General features: G+C 67.9%; 11 protein-coding genes. 6 read left to right on the top strand and 5 right to left on the bottom strand.

Translation table 11 applies throughout. The annotated features are described in order from the left end of the window. Window positions 1-23: 23 nt before the first annotated feature. A complete protein-coding gene (locus ABDW31_RS21875) occupies window positions 24-221 on the top strand; it encodes a hypothetical protein (RefSeq protein ID WP_184720450.1) in 198 nt (65 codons plus the stop codon). A gap of 1 nt (window position 222) precedes the next feature. Here the strand turns inward: ABDW31_RS21875 and ABDW31_RS21870 are convergent, their stop codons facing one another. After that, window positions 223-2238: a glycoside hydrolase domain-containing protein gene (locus ABDW31_RS21870; protein ID WP_221444698.1), complete on the bottom strand. Its 2016-nt coding sequence runs from the start codon at window positions 2236-2238 to the stop codon at window positions 223-225. A 204-nt stretch (window positions 2239-2442) separates the two neighbouring features. On the opposite strand from ABDW31_RS21870, the gene ABDW31_RS21865 reads away from it, so the two are divergent. The 3 genes from ABDW31_RS21865 (at window position 2443) to ABDW31_RS21855 (ending at window position 7583) form a co-directional block, all read left to right on the top strand. After that, window positions 2443-5355, top strand: a complete 2913-nt coding sequence (locus tag ABDW31_RS21865; RefSeq protein ID WP_221444699.1) for a TonB-dependent receptor — start codon at window positions 2443-2445, stop codon at window positions 5353-5355. 69 nt (window positions 5356-5424) lie between these two features. Beyond that, window positions 5425-6720, top strand: coding sequence for a metallophosphoesterase family protein (locus ABDW31_RS21860; protein WP_184720454.1), 1296 nt, complete (start codon window positions 5425-5427; stop codon window positions 6718-6720). Then, the gene (locus tag ABDW31_RS21855; RefSeq protein WP_184720456.1) at window positions 6717-7583 is read left to right on the top strand and encodes a glycerophosphodiester phosphodiesterase family protein; all 867 of its coding nucleotides are present in this window, start codon (window positions 6717-6719) and stop codon (window positions 7581-7583) included. The genes ABDW31_RS21860 and ABDW31_RS21855 overlap by 4 nt, the downstream gene beginning before the upstream one ends. Here ABDW31_RS21855 and ABDW31_RS21850 read toward each other — a convergent pair. The 4 genes from ABDW31_RS21850 to ABDW31_RS21835 all read right to left on the bottom strand — a co-directional run bounded on the left by ABDW31_RS21850 (window position 7580) and on the right by ABDW31_RS21835 (window position 12950). Next, window positions 7580-10714: a TonB-dependent receptor gene (locus tag ABDW31_RS21850; RefSeq protein ID WP_343699551.1), complete on the bottom strand. Its 3135-nt coding sequence runs from the start codon at window positions 10712-10714 to the stop codon at window positions 7580-7582. The two genes, ABDW31_RS21855 and ABDW31_RS21850, sit on opposite strands and share 4 nt — an antisense overlap. Before the next feature lie 7 nt (window positions 10715-10721). Next, the gene (locus ABDW31_RS21845; RefSeq protein ID WP_184720460.1) at window positions 10722-11687 is read right to left on the bottom strand and encodes a FecR domain-containing protein; all 966 of its coding nucleotides are present in this window, start codon (window positions 11685-11687) and stop codon (window positions 10722-10724) included. After that, the gene (locus ABDW31_RS21840; protein WP_184720462.1) at window positions 11687-12175 is read right to left on the bottom strand and encodes a sigma-70 family RNA polymerase sigma factor; all 489 of its coding nucleotides are present in this window, start codon (window positions 12173-12175) and stop codon (window positions 11687-11689) included. The genes ABDW31_RS21845 and ABDW31_RS21840 overlap by 1 nt, the downstream gene beginning before the upstream one ends. 115 nt (window positions 12176-12290) lie before the next feature. Further along, the gene (locus ABDW31_RS21835; RefSeq protein WP_184720464.1) at window positions 12291-12950 is read right to left on the bottom strand and encodes a hypothetical protein; all 660 of its coding nucleotides are present in this window, start codon (window positions 12948-12950) and stop codon (window positions 12291-12293) included. 239 nt (window positions 12951-13189) lie between these two features. Between ABDW31_RS21835 and ABDW31_RS21830 the strand changes: the two genes are divergently transcribed. After that, complete coding sequence (locus ABDW31_RS21830; protein WP_221444700.1) at window positions 13190-14824, top strand: tannase/feruloyl esterase family alpha/beta hydrolase; 1635 nt, start codon at window positions 13190-13192, stop codon at window positions 14822-14824. Continuing rightward, window positions 14821-15387, top strand: a complete 567-nt coding sequence (locus tag ABDW31_RS21825) for an NADPH-dependent FMN reductase (protein WP_184720466.1) — start codon at window positions 14821-14823, stop codon at window positions 15385-15387. The genes ABDW31_RS21830 and ABDW31_RS21825 overlap by 4 nt, the downstream gene beginning before the upstream one ends. Window positions 15388-15504 lie beyond the last annotated feature (117 nt).

The following is a 15504-nucleotide window of genomic DNA, read 5'->3' as shown; positions in this document are numbered from 1 at the left end:
TCGCGGCTCAGGGAGGACAGGCCATGGATGGAAACGAGAACGGAGAAGCCTATCGGCTGGCAGTGCGGCCGGCGCACGATGGCTGGCGATGGACGCTGCTGCGCGGTGAGACGATTGCCATGACGGGCGAGGCGCCCGGCCTGGAAGACGCCGTCCGGTGGGCCGATTTCGCCGCCGGCGCGCATGCCGCCTTCGAGCGGATCGGCCGACGGCGCTTCTAGGCTAGTTCGAGAGGACAAAGGTCAGACGCCCGCCACGGGCCAGGGCGGCGTGATCGATGAAGAGGCCGTCCAGAGGCCGCCCGTTCCAGCGCACCGAGACCAGACGTCCGTTCGCCGGCCCGCGCCGCTCGATCGCGATCGCGTGGCCGTCGGTCAGACGGATCGTGGCCTTGCGGACGGAAGGGGTGGTCAAGGCGTAGCGGGGCTCGCCGGGAGTCAACGGATAGAGCCCCAGTGAAGCCCAGACATACCAGGCGGCCATGCCACCGGCGTCGTCGTCCATGCCATCGGCATAGCCCACGGGATCCAGGGCGAAGGCCCGGCCACGCCAGGGCGCGGCGCGCTTGCCGCCGTTGGTGTACCAGTGGTCCATCGGCCTGTGCAGGATCTGATCGACGAGGCGCGATGTCGGCTCAGCCTCTCCCGTCTTCGCGTAGAGGAACGGGGCGTGGATATCCGGCTGGTTGGTCATGTTGAACAGACCCTCGTCGAAGAACCGCGTCAGCTCGGCGCTGAACCGTGGCTTTCCCAGCCCCTGGTCGACCAGCCAGTCGAGGTCGAAGACGGGCGCCCAGCGATATTGCCAGAGCGTGCCTTGGTAGAGCCCCCTCGCCTTCACCACGTCGAAGTCACCGGACACCTGGCCGAACACCCGCCGCCACATGTCGCGATAGGCCAGGGCCTCGCCTCGCAGGCGGTCGGCGGTGTCGATCTGGCCGAGGTCGCGCGCCAGCTCGGCGACGGCCCAGGTGTCGTAGGCGGTCTCGATCTGCTCATCGGGCGTCTTGCGCGGCAGGTCTTTCAGCTCAGTGATCATCAGCGGCAGGATCGCACCCGCGTCGAAGCCGTCGATTCCCTTGCGGCGGAAATCCAGCAACGCCACGCCTGCATGCTCGGTGCGCACGGTGATGAAGGGTTCGGTTTCGGTCGCCCACTGGACCTTGCCGGCCAGATAAAGCTCGGCGAGCGAGGCGGCGATATCGTTGGAGCGGTCGGGATCCAGCAGGCCCAGCAGCGGCAGCTGAGTGCGGTAGTTGTCCCAGACGGCCCAGCCAGCGTAGCGATGACGCCCCTTGGGCGCCCGATGCAACGAGCCGTCCGAGCGCCGATACCAGCCGTCGGCGTCGTCGATGCGCACGGGAGTCTGCAGGACGCGAAAGAGATGCGTGTAGATCAGCCGCGCCCGCTCGTCGTCGCCCGCGACCTGAACCCGTCCCAGTTCCGTGGTCCAGGCCGCACGGGCCGCGGCCCGCACCTGCTCCAGGCTTCGCGCCCCGATGACGGTGTCGAGTACGCGGCGGGCCGAGGCCGGATCCACAACCGAAAGGCCCGTCCGTACCGTCACGCGGTCGCCGGCCGCGACCGGCAGATCAAAAGCCAGGCGATCGCCCTCCAGATGCGTGGCGGCGACGGTGACCGGTCGCTCGTTCAGCATGAGGGTCACCGCGAACGACAGGTGATAGAGGCCGGCGTCGCAGACCGTGCCGGCCGACATCCGCCCCCGCAGGTCACCGGCCTCGCGCGCCGTCCACTCGGCCGTTCGCTGCCGGGTGTAACCGTGGCGCGGATCGAACACGACGCGGACGATCCCGGCGCGCGGCATGTCGAACTGCGAGACACCGGCTGCCCCCAGCGCCGCAAGCTGGGCCTCAATGCCCTGGCCGTAGCGAACCCGGTACCAGCCGGGCGCCGCGCGCTCTGAGGTCTTGTCCATGGACCAGACCGGCTCGTCCCCTGCGTAGCCGACCGCCACATGCAGGTCTCCGCCTGCGCCGCCGCAACCGACGCCCACAGCCCGCGTGTGCGAAAAGCCGGTCAGCTGCGTGGCGGCGAAGTCATAGCCTGCGTGCTGGGCGGGACGCGTGTCGGGTGACAACTGCACCATGCCGTAAGGGCCCGTGGCCGCCGGCGTCAGCTGACCGTGGTCGCCCGATGTGCCGACGAACGGATCGACCAGATCGACCGGATCCGCAGCGCGCGCAGCGGTCGGGCCCGCCAGCAGCACGCTTAACGCCATCGCTACACCTAAGCTGCGCATCGCACTCCCCCGGCGTTTCCGCAAGACGGCGCCAATAGACGCGATCGGTGACAACTTGGAGACGTCGAAACACGCCCAAACACGACAGATCAGCAAAGACATCGCAAAATATTCGTGACGCCTGTCAGCCTCTCTCGCCCTGGCGTCTCTCTCCCGTGCGCTCATGCAAGCACGGGGGATCAAATGATCAGTTCAAAGTCTCACTACCTAGCCGCCGCGGGCGGCCTGGCGCTCCTGGCGGCGTTTCCGGAATGGGCCACGGCCCAAGTCCAGTCCGCGCCGGAAGCCACCAAGTCGGCCGCGGCCGCCGACGGCACCGAAGTTGACCAGGTGATCGTCACCGGCCTGATGCAGGGCCTGCGCCGCTCGATCGACGAGAAGCGCAACAACGACATGATTTCCGACAGCGTCAGCGCCGACGACATGGGCAAGCTGCCCTCGTCGAACCTGACCGAAGCCGCCTCGCGCATTCCCGGCGTCTCGGCCGTGCGTAACCACTTCACCGGCGAAGGCGACCGGGTCGTGATCCGCGGCATGTCGACCGAGTACAACGCCTACGCCGTCAACGGCGTGCGCATGGGCGGCACGGGCTCGCCCGGCGACAACTTCCACCGCGGCGTGCGCCTCAGCTTCCTGCCGACCTCGGGCATCGACCAGATCACTGTCTACAAGAGCCTGCTGCCCTACATGGACGGCGACGCCATCGGCGGCACGATCGACATCAAGACCCCGACGGCGTTCGACTATAAGCCGACCTACATCGCCGGCTCTGTCGAGGGCACGCTGCTGCAACAGCGCGACGACCGCACCTCGTGGGCGACGGACCTGCAGATCGGCAAGCAGTTCAGCGACCGCCTGGGCGTGTTCGTGACCGGCAACTATTCCAAGCGCCGCTCGCAGTTCGAGCAGATCGGCAACTCCGGGGATAACATGCCCCGCACCTGGTACAGCACGACCCAGAGCCTGGACTTCGATCCGAAGACCTTCGTGACCCGCGGTCTCGAAATGTCGACCGGCAACACCGACGTCGAGCGCTGGGGCTTCAACGGCTCGCTGGACTGGCGCGGCGACAACCACCTGTTCCACCTGCGCGGCCAGTACAACGAGTACACCGAGACCCAATTCCGCAACCGCCTGAACTTCCGCAACGAAGGCGGCACCAGCGTTTCGAACCGCCTCGAACAGGTCGACAAGAAGGCTGGCGGCCTGGCCCAGCCGCAGAACGCCATCATCGGCTATGGCGGCAAGGGCGCGATCTACAGCTACACCACCGCCCAGATCATCGACCGCGACAAGGACGGCGTGATCACCGACGCCGACAAGGGCAGCGCCGGCTTCTACAGCCTGAACGGCGCCTCGGGCGCGTGGGACCCGAAAGGCTTCCGCCTACGTCGCTACTGGGAAGGCGGCACCACCAAGGGCCTGCTGTCGCTGGTCAATCTGGGCGGCGAAAGCACCTTCGGCGACTTCAAGATCGACTACGACGCGTCGCACTCGGAATCCGAGGACAACATCGTCGACAGCTACGAGATGTACTTCGGCCGCAACGCCTATCTGTGGAAGGGCAACGAGGGCGTCGAGATCGTCAACCAGGGCAATCCGCAGTACCTGAAGTGGGTGCTGAACTCGGCCGGCATGGCCGGCGTGCAGGACCTCAAGGAGTTCACCGCCTCCAGCCTCAGCGGCAGCTACGGCGGCGCCAAGGAGACCCTGAACCAGGGCCAGTTCAACGTCTTCTACAAGCCCGCCGGCTCGTGGCTACAAGAGGTGCGCGCGGGCGCCAAGTACTACAAGTCCGAGCGTGAGCGCATCAACGGCTCGCTGATGGATCTGTCGCCCAAGGGCACGATGGCCGACTACTCGTCGCTGTTCGGCGAACCGGTCACCGACATGTTCGGCGGTCGCTACACCGGCGCACACCAACTGGGCGCGGTCATCGACACCGACAAGATGATGGCCGAGATCAAGCGCGGCCAGGCCGGCCAGTCGACCCTGCTGACCAAGAACGAGGTCGACGCGATCGACTACGCCTCGACCTGGTTCTACGACGAGCAGGTCGTTTCGGCCTACGCCATGGCCACGGCCCGCTTCGGCAACGCCGAGATCATCGCCGGCGTGCGCATGGAAGACACCAAGAACACCATCCGCGCCTGGACCGAAGACCCGGTGCGCGGCGAGGACTACACCAAGGACACGTCGGGCTTCACCAACTGGCTGCCCTCGGTGCACCTCAACTACGACCTCAACGCCAACGCCAAGCTACGCGCGGCGATCTGGACCAGCGTCTCGCGTCCGGACATCAACCGCATGACCTCGGTCAAGGAGTACGGCTACAACAGCGACCCGGACAACGACGGCGTCACCAACCCCACCAACCAGTGGGTTCTGGAGAGCATCTCTCAGGGCAATCCGAACCTGAAGCCGATGACCTCGACCAACTACGACCTGTCGGCCGAGTACTACAACGGCCGCACCGGGGCCTACTCGCTGGCCTTCTTCTACAAGGACATCGACAAGTTCCTGTTCCGCTCGTCGTCTTCGATCATCCAGAACGGCACGGCCGGCGAGTTCGACGACCCGTCGGGCGTCTCGATCTCCCAGCCGCTGAACGGTCACAAGGCCAAGATCTACGGCGTCGAGTTCAACGCCCGTCAGCAACTGCACTGGCTGCCTTCGCCGTTCAACGGCCTGGGCGTGGCGATGAACGCGACGCTGCAGAAGTCCAAGGCGACGACGGGCCTGTCCTGGCATCCGGACGGCTACACCCTGCCGTTCATGGAGACGCCCGACCAGATCGTGAACCTGGAACTGTTCTGGGAGCATAAAGGCTGGGAAGCCTACGTGGCCTACAACTACCAGGCCGCCTCGCTGGAAGACATCGAGGACTACGGCAACGATCCCTACGAGCAGAACTACCACTTCGTGGATCTGATGCTGCGCCGGAAGATCAACGAGAACCTGACGGCGACCTTCAAGGTCCAGAACCTGCTGGACAGCTACACCTACTACTACACCTTCGGCAAAGGTAAGGGCGGCGTTCGCGACTACATCGAGAACGGTCGCTACCTCAGCCTGAACATGAACTGGCGGCTCTAGACCCGCCTTCGGCCCGCGGGACCTGGCGTCCCGCGGGCCTTCTGCTTTTCCGCTTTCAAGGACATCCTCATGCGCCCCACCGTTCGCCTCGGCGCGATCCTGTTTTCCAGCGCGCTGGCGCTGTGCGCCGCCCCCGCCTTCGCCCAGACCTCGGCCATGCCCGAGCGGGTGATCGTCAACCTGACCGACACGCCCGCCACCAGCCTGGCCTTCAACTGGCGCGCCGCGCCCGGCTCGGGCGACGGCTTCGTCGAGTACGCTCCGCTGACCCCGGGTCCGGCCTATGCTCAGCAGGCGACGCGCGTCGCCGCTCAGCGCACCCCGGCGGCGTTCAAGACCCGCGACGACCAGGACGTCGCGGCCGAGTACTACAGCGTCCGCATCACCGGCCTCACCTCCGCCAGCCAGTACATCTATCGCGTCGGCAAGGACGGCGCCTGGTCGCCCTGGCGCCAGGTGCGGACCGCCGCCGCCGAGGCCAAGCCCTTCACCTTCCTCTATATGGGCGACGTCCAGAACGACATCCGCGCGATGGGCGGCCACGCCGTGCGCCGAGCCCTGAAGGAAACGCCGGACGCGGCCTTCATGCTGTTCACCGGCGACCTGATCAATCGCGCCGACAATGACGCCGAGTGGGGCGAGTGGTTCGGCATGGACGTCGACCGCATCGCCGAGACGCCGTCGCTGATGACCCCCGGCAACCACGAGTACACCAAGCCCCAGGGCGCGGTCGCCCAGGCGCTGGCCCGCCAGTGGCGCCTGCAGTTCACCCTGCCCGATAACGCCCCCATCGAGGCGCTGAAGGAGACCGTCTATCGCGCCGACTACCAGGGCCTGCGTCTGATCTCGCTGGACGCCGACATGATGGACGAAAGCCCGGACTCGGCCCGCGCCCAGGTCCAGTGGCTGGAGCGCCAACTGGCTGAGAACCCCGGCCGCTGGACCGCCGTGTTCCTGCACTATCCGCTCTATTCGACGGCCAAGGGTCGCGATCAGGGCGAGCTGCGCGTGGCCCTGCAGCCGCTGTTCGACAAGTACGGCGTCGACCTGGTGCTGGCCGGCCACGACCACACCTATGGCCGCGGGCGTCCGCATCCGAAGGGCCCCGTCTACATGGTCTCCAATGTCGGCCCCAAACAGTACCCGCTGGGCGACCTCAGCTGGACCACGCGCAAGGGCAGCGGCATCCAGCTGTACCAGCAGGTCGAGGTCTCCCCCACCCGGCTGACGGTGCGCGCCTATACGATGGACGGCGTACTCTACGACGCCTTCCGCCTGGACAAGAACGGCAAGGGCCCCGCCGCCCTGACCGATCTCGCGCCCAAGACGCCCGAGCTGATCCTGCGCAAGGACGATAAGAAGTGAGGGCGCTCGGACTTGCCCTCCTGCTGGCGGGGCTGGCGGCGACGCCGGCCCTGACCCAGCCCGTCTGTGGCGCGACGCCGGTCATGGACGGGCTGCAGGCCCAGCTCGAGCGCCCCCGCGGCGACCTGCTGATCGCCGCCCACCGCGCCGGCCACCTGAACGCGCCGGAAAACGCGCTGGCCGCCATCGAGGAAGCCGTCGTCGAGGGCGCCGACCTGATCGAGATCGACATCAAGGTCTCGGCCGACGGCGTGCCCTATCTGATGCACGACCAGACCGTGACCCGCACCACCGGCGGCAAAGGCGACGCCGAACGCCTGACCTACGCCCAGGTGCGGGCGCTGACCTTGAAGGGCGGGACCGAACCGCCGCCCACCTTGCTGGAAGCCCTGCGCCGGTCGTGCGGTAGAGTGCTTGTCGACCTGGACCTGAAGACCGAGCGCGTCGCCCCGATCGTGGCGGTCGTCGAGGGCCTGGGCATGCTGGACCAGGTGATCTTCTTCGACGGCGACAGCAACGTGTTGCGACAGGTCCGCAAGCTGGCGCCGACGGCGCGGGTGATGCCACGCGTGGCTGAGCGCGACGCCCTGAGAGACAAGGCCGCGGACCTGGCGCCCGTCGCCATCATCCATGGCGATCCGGACTCGCTGGTCCCCGCCCTGCAGGCTGGAATCCGCGCCCTGCCCGCCCGCACCTGGATCAACGCCCTGGGCGAGGTCGACGAGGCGATCGAAGCTGACGCTCCGGACGTCTGCGCGCGCCTGGGCGCCCTTGTCGACCTGGACGCCAACGTGATCCAGACGGACCAACCTCGGAGGCTGAGGAAGGCGCTTGTCGCCTGCGGGTTGAAGGCCGCGCCCTAGAAGCTGCGGGTGATCGCCAGGGTCACGGTCGGACCATTGCGCACATACTCGCGCAAATGGTCCGGCCCGGACCCGAAGGTGTACCAGTAGGTGTGGCTGTTGAGCGCGTTGCGGACCTGGAGCGACGCCAGGCCGGTGTCCCCGAACCGCCGGCGGATGCTGAGATCCACGAAGCTGTAGCCCCGCTCGTAGGGGTCATTGCCGAAGCTGTCCATGCCCTCCAGGAAGGGCGACTGGTGGTTCCAGCCCACGGCCGCCTCCCAGCCGCCGCCCTGCCAGAACAGCTCCATGGAGGCCAGGATCTCGGGCGTCTCGGTGAACGGCAAAACATCGCCCGGCGGACGCCAGGAGATGTTGGCCGCCGCCTTGCTGACCTGCCAGGTCAGGGTCGCCGTCAGTCCCAGCTTGCCCAGCTGCGGCGGGAGCCGGTCGAAGGCATGGCGCAGACCCAGCTCCAGGCCGGTGATCCGCGCCCACCGCCCGTTGACATAGGCCTTGACCGGCACGCCGTCCTGCGAGCCGTTGTCGATCAGGCCGCCGTCGCGGATGGTGCTGGTCGACGCCCGATAGAGGAAGTTGCGGATCTCCTTGCGGTAAAGCGCCAGGGACCAGATCGTGGAGCCGCCATAGCGCTCCAACGACAGGTCGTAGCCCGTCGCCTCCATCGGACGCAGGTCGGGATTGCCTTGCCGCACTTCGGTCAGCACCCATTCCGACTCTGGATTGGCTTCGCCGTTCTTGTCCGGATCCTGGTCGTAGACGTATTGCTGCGCCGACGTCATCCGGGCGATGTCAGGCCGTGCAAAGCTCGTCCACACCGCCGCGCGCACGACGAGGCCGTTCTCTAGCGCCCGTCGATAATGCACCGACGGCAGCACGTTGATGAAGTTGTTGCCGCGCCGCAGCAACCCTCCGCCGCGGATCGCGTCGACGACGGGGATCACCATGCGGCTGTGCGTGTATTCGACCCTCACCCCGCCGGTCAGCAGGTTGTCGCCCCAGCGCGCAGTCGCCATGGCGTAACCCGCCAGGGCGTCCTCGTTCAGGCGGAAATTGGTCTGCCGCGTCTCGCCCTCGGATTCCGGATCGATCGTGAAGTTGCGGCCATCGCCGGCATAGGCCCGCTTCAGCTCGGCCAGCAGGGCGTCCGTGCTGAAGGTGACCCCCAACTGATGGACGCCCGTATAGCGCCCGCTAAAGAGGTCGGTGACCGTCTCACCGAACAGCCCGCTCAGGTCGGCCAGGGTCGCGGGCCCCTCCAGGGCCGGGCGGGAGACTGTCACGCTCTTGCGGTCGGAGCGCATGTAGCGTCCCCCCATCCGCACGGTCTCCAGCCAGGAGCCGGTCGGCGCGTAGGTGATGTCGATCTGCCCCTGGACCAGCGTTTCGGCCGCCTTCTCCGAACCGCCGCTCAGGCTGCGGAACTTGTAGGATGCCGGGTCCTGCACGCCCTTCAGGCCGGCAGCGTTTAGGCCCCATAGCGGATAGCGCGGATCGTCGGTCTCGATGATCGCCACGCCGCGGTTGCCCAGCCAACCGACCGCGTCGGTGCGGAATTCCAGCGTGTAGCCGTCGTCGAGATAGTCCTGCGACCGCGATACGGAGAGGTCGTAGTCCAGGGTCCACGGCCCGGCCCATTTCTCACCGCCCAGGGTGATGGAGGACAGCAGCCCCGACTCTTGAGTCGCTTCCCAGAATCGCCGCAGCCGAAAGCCCATGGGGTCCCAGACGCCCGACGCGCCTTCCAGGCTGTAGACCGAGCGCGTCTTGCGGTCCGCGTCGGTGATCCGGCCATCGCCGTCGACGTCCTTCATCTGCGCCGGGGTGTAGCCGTAGACGCGACCCAGCACTGGATCGCTCCCGACAACCATGTCCTGCGGCTGGCGCAATCCGGTCAGGGTCAGGTCCGCCTGGGTCAGCCGCTCGGTTCCCTTCAGGCCGTCGTTCCGGAAGTTCAGGCGATTGCGGTATTCCTGGCCCTCATAGTGGTTGAACTGGAAGCGCAGGTGCGCCGTCTGGGCCTCGCCCCGCCAGTCCAGGCTGCCATTGACGCCCACGCGACGGACGCGCGTGTCGCCGACCGCCAGCTCCATCCCTCGCTTGAGGAAGGTGTCGGCGTCCAGGCCCGTCGTCTGGACACTGGGGTACCAGGCCGGCGGCAGGTCGTCGCTATCGCCGCCCACCATCTCGAAACGCGAGCGGGCGTCGCTCCAGTTGGCGGCGACGAAGACGCCCAGTCGGTCCGAGAACCGGCGCGAGGCGGCGACCGCCAGCTTGCTGGCCGGCGGATTGTCGAACCGCGTCAGCCAGCCGCGCTCGACCGACACCCGCACGTAATCACGCTTGGCGTCGAAGGCCGTGGGCGTGCGGATGTCGATCAGCCCGCCCAGGGCGTCGCCGTCCATGTCCGGCGTGAGGGTCTTGTGGACCGTCAGCGTGTCGACGCCCTCGGGCGGCAGATAGCCAAGCCGCACGCCGCGATAGAACTTGTCCGCTCGGGAGCCGACGCCCCCCAGGCGCACGCCGTTGATGCGGTAGGCGTTCCACTCGGTCCCCATGCCGCGCACGGTGATGCGGTCGCCCTCGCCGGTCTGGTGGTTGCGCAGCACGTTGACGCCAGGCAGCCGCGCCAAGGACTCAGCGACGTTGCTGGTCGGCAGCGTGCCCTGGTCGTCGGCGCTGATGATGTCGCTGACACCGGCGTTGCGGCGCTTGAGCTCCAACGCCTCGCGCGTGGCGCCATCCCGTCCCAGGATCACCACCGCCTCAACGGCGGTCACGGGCGTCGCCGGAGCCTCTGGCAGAGATTGTACGGGCGCGGCCTCGACCGCCAGGGTGTCGCCGATGACCCGCACCCTTAGGCTCGGGCCGACAAGCTGCGCCAAAGCCTCCCGCGCGGTCCCTCGCGTACGCAGCGGCTGAGCCACGCGACGGCGGATCAGGGCGCTATCGGCGACGATCGCGACCCCAGCTTGCCGGGACAGTTCGCGGATGGCGTCGGACAGCGAGCCTCCAGCGATGGTGTATTCGCGCCGAACCGCCAACCGACCGGCCGCCTGCGCCTCAAACGCAGGCGTCAGGATCCCCGTGAGAACGGCGGCTCCCAGCAGGTACGCGCGCGGCGACGCCATGCCCGGGTCAACGGTCGATCAGGACGCGGCCAGACGCTTCGGTCCGCAACTTCAGCCCCTGCGTCGCCGCCACCACAGTCAGCACCTCGCGCGGGTCCGAAGCCTCGAACCGCCCGCTGACCCGTCGACTGGCCAAGGCCGGATCGCCGAGACCGGCCTTCAGCCCCGGCGCCTGGCGTTGCAACGCCAGCAGCAGGTCGGCCAGGCTCATATCGTCGGCGTCGATCCAACCCTTGGTCCAGTCCGGCGAGTCGCCGTCGGCCGCCAAAGGCTGAGTCAGCGAGGCGGTCAGCGGGCTCTTGCCTGCGACCAGGCGATGCCCGGCCGTCATCACGACGCGGGCTTGCGGGTCCTTCAGGTCCGCGACCTCGATCCGACCTTCCAGGACGCTGATCTCGACCGCGCCGTCGCTACGCTCGTCGACATTGAAGCGCGTCCCCAGGGCGGTGATCCGATGCGTCGCCGTGTAGACCGAGAACGGCCGCTGGGCGTCCTTGGCGACCGCGAAGAAGCCCTCGCCGCGCAGACGCACCTCCCGCTTCCCGCCGTCGAAAGTGGTTCGGATATCGCTGCCGCCGTTCAGCTGAACCGTCGAGCCGTCATCCAGCGACGCGGTCAACGGACGCCCGGCCGGCGCCTGGAACGCCTCGGTGGTCACCACCTGGCGGGCCGGCCAAATCATCACGCCGACGGCCAGGGCCGCCGCCGCAAGCCCGGCGCTCCAGGCGGCGGCCCAACGCCAGGATTGCGCACGCGGTCGGACGGGGGGCAGGTCCTTGAGGGTCGCCCCGCTAGCCTGCATCAACGCCGGATCAGCCAGCATTTCGGCATGCGCCCGCAGCAGCGCCGCGCGCTCGGGGCCGCCGTCCAGCCAGGCGCGCAGCTCGGCGTTGGCGGCCTCGCCCATCTCTCGCCGACGCTGGCGATCGGCCCACACGGCCGCCTGTTCTTCGATATCGTCTTCGCGCTTCATCAGATGTTCGAGACCGCCCGGCGCACCTCGATGGCGGCTCGGCTATAGTGTTTCTGCGCCGCCTCGACCGAGATTCCCAGACGCGCGGCAATCTGGGGATAGCCCAATTCGGCCGACTGTCTCAGCACGAACACTTCCCGACGCAGTCGCGGCATGGCCTGCAGGGTCCGGGTGTAGAGGTCAGCCCGCTGCTTCATGTCCAGCGCCTCAAGCGGCGACGGTTCGCTCGACGGGACATGCTCCTCGATCGCGCTGGCCGGCGCGCCGGAACGACCGCGGTCGCTGAGCAGGTTGAGGGCGATGCGGAACGCGTAGGCCACCGGGTCCTTCAGCGGCGCGGCGCGCGAGCGAGCCAGGGCGCGCACTTGGGCCTCCTGGCTGATGTCGTCGGCATCGGCCTCGCTACGCACGCGACTGAGCACCAGAGCCCGCAGACGACTGGCGTTCTTGGCCAGCAGGTGTCCCGTACTCGTGTCTTCAATCAGCATCACGAGCAGCTTCTAGGGTTCAATCATGACGCATCGAAAACAACACGGTGAAAGAACGGCCATGCTCGGATGCTGAATGCCCGCCTCGCCCGATGAACGTGCCCGCGTCAGGGCCTTAAGAGGGGTCCCTTCGATCAAGCGTCCGGCCTACGATCGTTCCGCGCAGGAAGGACGCCGCCTGATGGATCTGTTCGGGATCGATGGCGTGATCAAGCTGCGGCGCCGTGATCAGGGCTACATCGTAGCCGTGTCGGCTGAAGGTTTCGGCTGCGTCACGGCTTTCGGTCGGTGATGTGATGGCGTCGCGCTCGCCACACGACATGAAAAGATCCGGCGCACCGGGTTGTTTTGGCTTCGGAGGCCCGACGAGCCGCCCCGCCAAGGCCATGACGCAGGCGAACGGCAGCCCCGCGGCGACCGCGGCGATGGCCAGGGTCGCCCCCTGACCGAAGCCGAAGACGGAAAGGTTGTCGCTCGAGACGCCTTCGGCTTCGCAGGCCTTGAGGATCCTGGGCCAGAGCCGCGCCAAGGCCGCGTCCACCGCCGCCTCGTCGGACGGTCCGCCGGTCTCGATGAACCATCCCGCCCCTCCCGGCGGCGTCAGGATCACGGCCGCCGCGTGGGGAACGCGACTGACGAGGGCGTCGGCGATCGGAATCAGATCGTCAGCGTGCGCTCTGTGCGGGCCCAGCACGACGATCAGGTGTTGCGGGGCGCGTGGCCCGACTCTCGGCGTAGGCTCGGTGGCCACGAGGGCGGCTTTCGGCTCGGTCATCACACTCTCCCGCCCGGCTGGGGGCCGGGCTCGGCCGCGGCCGCAAATCATCGTCTCGCCCACAGTGAAGAGCGTCGGCGCTCCCGGCTTTCGCCCCAGCGCTATGGCGCCGCCTTAGGCAGCCTCAGCTCACCTTTTAGGCGCCTTGAACGATCGCATCCGCCCGACATCATCATCATTGAGCATCGTCTGATTGTCATACAATGTGCTTCAGTTCTGGCAACTGGAGACTGCTCGACATGATGCGATTGATTGGCCGCTGGCGGCAGCTGTGGATCATGGCCATCGCCTGCTGGGCGGCGACAGCGTGGGGATCCGGCGCGGCGGCGCAGGGCAAGGCGTCCACGGATGCGAACCTGAAGGCCAAGGCGCCCTGCGAAAGCTTGGTGGCCTGGGACCTATCACGGCTGGAAGGCGCGCCGACCTCGATCACCGCGGCCAAGCTGGTTCCGGCGGCGAACGGCGTGCCGGAATATTGCGACATCAGTGGCTATGTGCAGCCGCAGATCCAGTTCCAGCTGCGCCTGCCGACCAAGACCTGGAACGGCCGCTATTTCCAGGTCGGCTGCGGCGGCTTCTGCGGCGGCGTGAACATCCAGAACTGCGGCGACGTGCTGGCCAAGGACTTCGCCGTCAGCGCCAACAACATGGGCCATGTCGGCCACTTCCTGCGCGATCCGCTGTGGGGCGAGAGCCAGGACGCCCGCCGCGACTACGGCCGCCGCGCCACCCACGTCTCGGCCATTGCCTCGAAGGCCATCGTCGAGAAGTTTTACGGCGCAAAGGCCGCCTTCTCCTATTTCCGCGGCTGCTCGACGGGCGGGCGCGAGGGGCTGATGGAGGCCCAGCACTATCCGGGCGACTTCGACGGCATCATCGCCGGCGACCCCGCCTTCGCCGGCCGCCTGGGCGCGATCGCCAACACCTGGGACGCCCAGTACCTGCTGAAACCTGACAACACCCCGGTGATGTCCGACGCGACGCTGCAGGTGCTGCACCAGGCGGTGATCGCCGCCTGCGACGGGATCGACGGGGTCAAGGACGGGATCATCATGGATCCCCGCGCCTGCAAGTTCGACCTGAAGACCGTGCGCTGCAAGGACGGCGGCGAAGGCGCGACCTGCCTCAGCGACGCCCAGATCGCGGCGGCCGCCAAGGTCTATGACGGCCCGCGCAACAGCCAGGGCGAACGCCTGTTCCCCGGCGGCGAGACCTTCGGCAGCGAAGGCGCCTGGAAGGGCGACGACCGCCTGACCCTGGCCGACGGCGCCCAGCGCTTCCTGAACTTCACGCCCAATCCGCCCGCGTCGTTCACCTATCGCGATTTCGACTTCGACACCGACATCCCGAAGATCAAGGACGCCCTGACCCGCTACGACCCGGTCGCGCCGGGCGAGGCGCCGGACCTGACGGCTTTCGAGGCGCGCGGCGGCAAGCTGATCATCTATCACGGCTGGGCCGACCAGGGCGTCTCGCCGCTGAACACGCTGGACTATTACGCCCAGGTCCACACCCGTCAGGGCGGGCTGGATAAGACGCGTGGCTGGTTCCGCCTGTTCATGGTGCCGGGCATGTTCCACTGCCGCGGCGGCAACGCCCCCAACACCTTCGACTTCATGCCGGCCGTCATGGCCTGGGTCGAGAAGGGCCAGGCGCCGGACGGCGTGGTCGCCACCCAGAAGGACGCCGCCGGCGCCGTCATGCGTCAGCGCCCGCTCTTCGCCTATCCGCAGGTCGCGACCTATGACGGCAAGGGCGACGTCAACGCCGCCGAGAGCTGGAAGGCCGCCACGCCGAAGAAACTGACCGACGATCGCATCGACTGGATCTTCAGCCCGAAGACCCCCGCCCCGCAGACGGAAGAGCAACAATGAGCCCCCTGATCGTCGGCATCGGCGGGGCCACCCGCCCCGGCTCGACCACCGAACTGGCCTTGAAGGTCAGCCTGGCCGCCGCCGAGGCGGCCGGGGCGGAGGTCCGGCTGTTCGACGGCGCCTTCCTGGCCAGCTTGCCGCACTACGATCCCGCCGCGCCCCGTTCCCCGGCCGAGGCGGAGTTCATCGCGGTCTGCCGGGCCGCCGACGGCTTCGTGATCGCCAGCCCCGCCTATCACGGCGGCGTCTCGGGCATGGTCAAAAACGCCATCGACCTGATGGAAGAGATGCGGGCCGACCCGCGGGTCTATTTCGACGGCTGCGCGGTCGGCTGCATCGCCACGGCCTATGGCCCGCAAGGCGGCGGACCGGTGCTGGCCGGCCTGCGGGCCATCGTCCACGCCATGCGCGGCTGGCCCACGCCCTGCGGGGCCTCGGTCCAGAGCGCGCCGGGCCTGTTCGACACCGAGGGCCAGTGCCAGGACACCAAGGTCCGCGAGCAGCTGGAACTGGTCGGCCGGCAGGTCGTCGCCTTCGCGCGGACGACAGCCCAAGCCGCTTGATCCTGATCAATTTTCAGGCGCCGCGCGGCCATCGGCTTCGCGACGCCGCTTTGCCGTCCGCCCCCTCAACTCGATTGCATACCGTATGCGACAGGGGCGGGACCCGCCTCGGAAAGG

Source organism: Caulobacter sp., assembly GCF_039596335.1.
Taxonomy (GTDB): Bacteria; Pseudomonadota; Alphaproteobacteria; order Caulobacterales; family Caulobacteraceae; genus Caulobacter.
The sequence above is the reverse complement of the archived record's forward strand: the minus strand, read 5'-3'. Positions and strand labels throughout refer to the sequence as shown.

What these genes read in the sequence shown, in the direction of transcription:
- ABDW31_RS21860 (WP_184720454.1), top strand. Translation starts at nt 5,425, where the DNA reads ATGCGCCCCACCGTTCGCCTCGGCGCGATCCTGTTTTCCAGCGCGCTG.
- ABDW31_RS21825 (WP_184720466.1), top strand. Translation starts at nt 14,821, where the DNA reads ATGAGCCCCCTGATCGTCGGCATCGGCGGGGCCACCCGCCCCGGCTCG.
- ABDW31_RS21850 (WP_343699551.1), bottom strand. Translation starts at nt 10,714, where the DNA reads ATGGCGTCGCCGCGCGCGTACCTGCTGGGAGCCGCCGTTCTCACGGGG.
- ABDW31_RS21835 (WP_184720464.1), bottom strand. Translation starts at nt 12,950, where the DNA reads ATGACCGAGCCGAAAGCCGCCCTCGTGGCCACCGAGCCTACGCCGAGA.
- ABDW31_RS21845 (WP_184720460.1), bottom strand. Translation starts at nt 11,687, where the DNA reads ATGAAGCGCGAAGACGATATCGAAGAACAGGCGGCCGTGTGGGCCGAT.
- ABDW31_RS21865 (WP_221444699.1), top strand. Translation starts at nt 2,443, where the DNA reads ATGATCAGTTCAAAGTCTCACTACCTAGCCGCCGCGGGCGGCCTGGCG.
- ABDW31_RS21870 (WP_221444698.1), bottom strand. Translation starts at nt 2,238, where the DNA reads ATGGCGTTAAGCGTGCTGCTGGCGGGCCCGACCGCTGCGCGCGCTGCG.
- ABDW31_RS21830 (WP_221444700.1), top strand. Translation starts at nt 13,190, where the DNA reads ATGATGCGATTGATTGGCCGCTGGCGGCAGCTGTGGATCATGGCCATC.
- ABDW31_RS21840 (WP_184720462.1), bottom strand. Translation starts at nt 12,175, where the DNA reads ATGCTGATTGAAGACACGAGTACGGGACACCTGCTGGCCAAGAACGCC.
- ABDW31_RS21875 (WP_184720450.1), top strand. Translation starts at nt 24, where the DNA reads ATGGATGGAAACGAGAACGGAGAAGCCTATCGGCTGGCAGTGCGGCCG.